Source organism: Klebsiella sp. C283 (assembly GCF_048822555.1).
Lineage (GTDB): Bacteria > Pseudomonadota > Gammaproteobacteria > Enterobacterales > Enterobacteriaceae > Klebsiella > Klebsiella quasipneumoniae.
The window spans coordinates 1-3328 of the sequence record NZ_JBMEZS010000045.1 but is presented as its reverse complement, the minus strand read 5'-3'; the positions used below and the strand labels follow the sequence as shown (position 1 = coordinate 3328).

3 protein-coding genes and 1 pseudogene are annotated in these 3328 nt (G+C 57.8%); all 4 read right to left on the bottom strand.

Translation table 11 applies throughout. From position 1 onward, the window contains the following. Nucleotides 1–248: 248 nt before the first annotated feature. The 4 genes and pseudogenes from ACOI7Z_RS26945 to ACOI7Z_RS26930 all read right to left on the bottom strand — a co-directional run bounded on the left by ACOI7Z_RS26945 (nt 249) and on the right by ACOI7Z_RS26930 (nt 2816). Nucleotides 249–812 carry a methyltransferase gene (locus ACOI7Z_RS26945; protein ID WP_013609525.1) on the bottom strand — a complete coding sequence of 188 codons (564 nt, stop codon included), beginning with the start codon at nt 810–812 and terminating at the stop codon, nt 249–251. A 47-nt stretch (nt 813–859) separates the two neighbouring features. After that, nucleotides 860–2215: pseudogene (locus ACOI7Z_RS26940) on the bottom strand (DUF3560 domain-containing protein). A gap of 51 nt (nt 2216–2266) precedes the next feature. After that, nucleotides 2267–2497: a hypothetical protein gene (locus ACOI7Z_RS26935; RefSeq protein ID WP_001568051.1), complete on the bottom strand. Its 231-nt coding sequence runs from the start codon at nt 2495–2497 to the stop codon at nt 2267–2269. 91 nt (nt 2498–2588) lie between these two features. Further along, nucleotides 2589–2816: a hypothetical protein gene (locus tag ACOI7Z_RS26930; RefSeq protein WP_004182050.1), complete on the bottom strand. Its 228-nt coding sequence runs from the start codon at nt 2814–2816 to the stop codon at nt 2589–2591. Nucleotides 2817–3328: the final 512 nt, after the last annotated feature.

Here is a 3328-nt window from a genome sequence, read left to right as displayed (position 1 = left end):
AGCGCAGCTGGCCGGGAGCCGAAGGTGTCCAGTGCGGGTGTGCTTTTAAAGCCTTTAAGGTTTAAAAAGAGGCATCACAGCAGGGAGAAGAAGAGGAAGCAGGCAAACAGCAGGCAGCAAACAGGGAAGACGCGAAAAGGAAATGCGGGCGGCGCGTCAGCGCGGCCCGGTTTTCCCGGCGCCGCAGGCGCGCGGTCTTTCGAGGCGCGGCCAGACGGGGACAGGTGCCCCGCCGGCTTAACGTGTCATCAGACGGTTATTCTGAGAATGGCGGTCGCTACCTGGGTATACGTGAATGTTCCCCGTGGCAACGGCTCCCAGACGTCCGCCAGGGACTCCAGCGCCTTTTGCTGACGCGGCCCGTCCAGACATATGCCCGTCAGAATCCCGCCAGGCTCAAGCAGAGTTAATGCCCGCCGGATATGCCGGATATCATCACCGCGATTAAACGGCGGATTCATGATAATTCGTGTATACCGGCGCTCCGGATGATATTCGAGAAAATCTCCGCACCAGATCCGGACCTCCGGGAAATGCGCCTGCAGGTGACGGGCTAACCCGGCGTGCAGCTCCACGGCGTCACACTTCGCCCGGGGGACTGCATCCCTGATCGCCTGCAGTATGGCGCCCGTTCCGGCACTGGGTTCCAGAATGCGATCGGTTTCCCGGACATCAGCCAGCTCAACCAGCCGGCGACATTCCGGGGAGGGGGTGACAAAAAGTTGCGAGCTACCCTGAATTTCAGCGACAGGGGCGCGCCCTTCCAGTTTGACCCGCATCGCCTGAATACGGTGTTTAAGGTCATGATGCATGAATGTACTCCCTGACCTCCCCGGCAAGATGCCGGGGAGCCTTCCTGCTATTTTTTCGGAATTTCAACGGTTTTCATGTCTGTGATATACACATTCACGAGCGTACAACCGTGCGTCATGCACCGGCGGAAGCGGTAGGCGCCGTGTGTTTCGGTTTCTGCAGCACCCCGCACGCCTTTATAATCAGCGGGTAATTTCGCCCACTCGGCTTTTGTCATTTCCCGGAACCCTTCCCCCGGATAATTGACGATCGGTGGGCGCTTCGCCGCTTTCTTCGCGTCGCTGGCTTCCTCCGCTGTCGGGGCTTTGTAGTCCGTGATACGGTCGGGCGTGAGTTTCATCGTGCCGCTGTAGCCCAGAAAGCGATAACCGGGCGTTTCGACTGAACTCACCTCCCCCTTACTCCGGTTAACCCGGAGAATGGTTAACCATTCTCCCCGGCTCAGTACCTGCCCGCCTGGTTCAAATTCCTGTGTTCGGGTGACAACGCCACCGTTTTCATTGAGCATCGCGCGTTCGTAGGCCAGGCGGTTCTGGTAATGATTAACCCAGCGCTGTTGGTGGTTAATCGTGCGCTCATGACAGCGGATCGCAATATCACGCGCCTGTTCAAAAGTAATGATCTCCTCCGACAGGGCAGAATGGAGAGACATCGAGCCCTCATACTGGCTTTTCTCTGCCGGGCGGGGGTATTTGTCGAGCGTAAAGCAGGCATGAATATGATCATAATTACTGACCAGTAACGCCATTTTCAGATCGAGCGTCTGCGCACGCCACATCGTCATATGCTTTTCAGACCGGGCAATGTGCTTTTGGGACTTGCGTCATTCCGCCTCGATTTTTTTGATACGGCGGTAACGCACATCCGGACGCTCCTTGTATTTTGCGTGCCGCAGAGAGGCCTGCGCGCGCTGTTCCCAGTATTCCGCACGCTCGAACAGCATCACGGCACGTTTCATGCCGCTCTCAATTTTCTGCGCATGCCGGCGCGCGCGGCGCTCGCTGTGGTGGCCTACCAGGATCGGCTGTCCCAGCGGGACAGCCGATGCCAGCGAATCAACATGCGCAAGCGCCTGCTCCGATTCAACCGCCCGCCGGTCACTGTAGTCACTGAACCGCCCGGCGCGCTGCTCCTGGCGATCAAACAGGGTGCTGTCCTCGTCCTCGATATCACCGGCGAGCGAAAGCAGGACATCCTCCCGCCCCGGCGTCCAGGCTGGCGCCACAAAGAGTTTCTGTTTGGGCGCCCAGCGAAATCCTGCTTTGTTGATCAGGGAATACGTTTCTTCATCGAGCCGTAATGATGCGTAAAGTCGCAATTTATTATCATCGGGTGAATAGGTTGCCCGGTAAGTCTGGCTGACGGTATTTTCCGTCATGATCTGTGCGGTAGTCGGTGTCATTGTGTTTTCTCCTTCCTGCAGTTGCCGCCCCTCGCGGGGCGGCTCACCTCATCAGTTAAATGCGCGTTTCAGTTCCAGCGTGCGGAGTACCTGCCCGAGGGCGGTATTTTTCATCGCGGGGATGTGGACACCGCGCCCTTTGCGGTGACTTCTGGCGATATGACGCCCGAAAGCTCTGAGAGCGGGATCAATCTCCGGTGCGGTGATATCTGCGCGCAGAATGCGCGAATGACGACGGGGCTTTACAGCGCCTGCGGAAGGTGAAAAAATAGAAACGATCATAAAGTTGACTCCTTATGGTAGTTAACGAAGCCGGAAAAACCGTTCGTGCGATTTTTACGGCGTGGGAGAAGCAGGGTTTACCCTGCTTTTTTCATACCTGCGGTTTGCTTCCCGCCTCTTCTTCCTCCTTCTGAACCTGATCGGTAATGTCTTCCGGTGCGCCCAGAAACCAGCCTTTGACGGGTTCACAGCGTTCAATAAACGCTTTTATCGCCCGTTTTCCGGTCGTGGCCTGCACCCGGGTAAACATCGGCAGATTGCCGCTGGCATTGCTTCCCAGAAATGCGATCCGATACGTTCGCAATGAAGGATCCTGCATTTTTCTTTTTCCTGATTTTTAAAGAACATCACCCGTTGAGTTGCCGGGGCCGCGGTTTTGACTTTGTGCGGGGACCTGCTGAACCTGCCCCCTGGTATTAACTTCACCCGTTTGAGAGCCGTTCGCCGCAAGGGCATAAACGAGCACGGGCGACGGCAGCTGTCCAGGGCGCGGTTTACCGCGTGCCATTTACCCTGGACGGATGATGGCGACTGTGCTTGTCTCAGCCCCGGCGAATGGACTCAAACGGGTGATACGACCAGGGGAAAGGAGCAGGCACCCGCCGCAACGACGAAGAGCGCGGGCGCGAAACGGCGTTGCCCTGCAGAGTGCCGGCAGCTTTATCGCCGGCACGGTGAAAGCGGCGCGGCCGGAACGGTCGCAGCAAGCGCTGCCGTTGACCTTGACTTCAGACATCAGACACTAGCCGCCAGGCCCGAAACCGCGTAGCGGGTTCGGCGGAGCTTACCGCGTCTTTTCGCGGTTAGCGGAGTGTGGCTCGACGACCGGAC

What these genes read in the sequence shown, in the direction of transcription:
- ACOI7Z_RS26935 (WP_001568051.1), bottom strand. Translation starts at nt 2,497, where the DNA reads ATGATCGTTTCTATTTTTTCACCTTCCGCAGGCGCTGTAAAGCCCCGT.
- ACOI7Z_RS26945 (WP_013609525.1), bottom strand. Translation starts at nt 812, where the DNA reads ATGCATCATGACCTTAAACACCGTATTCAGGCGATGCGGGTCAAACTG.
- ACOI7Z_RS26930 (WP_004182050.1), bottom strand. Translation starts at nt 2,816, where the DNA reads ATGCAGGATCCTTCATTGCGAACGTATCGGATCGCATTTCTGGGAAGC.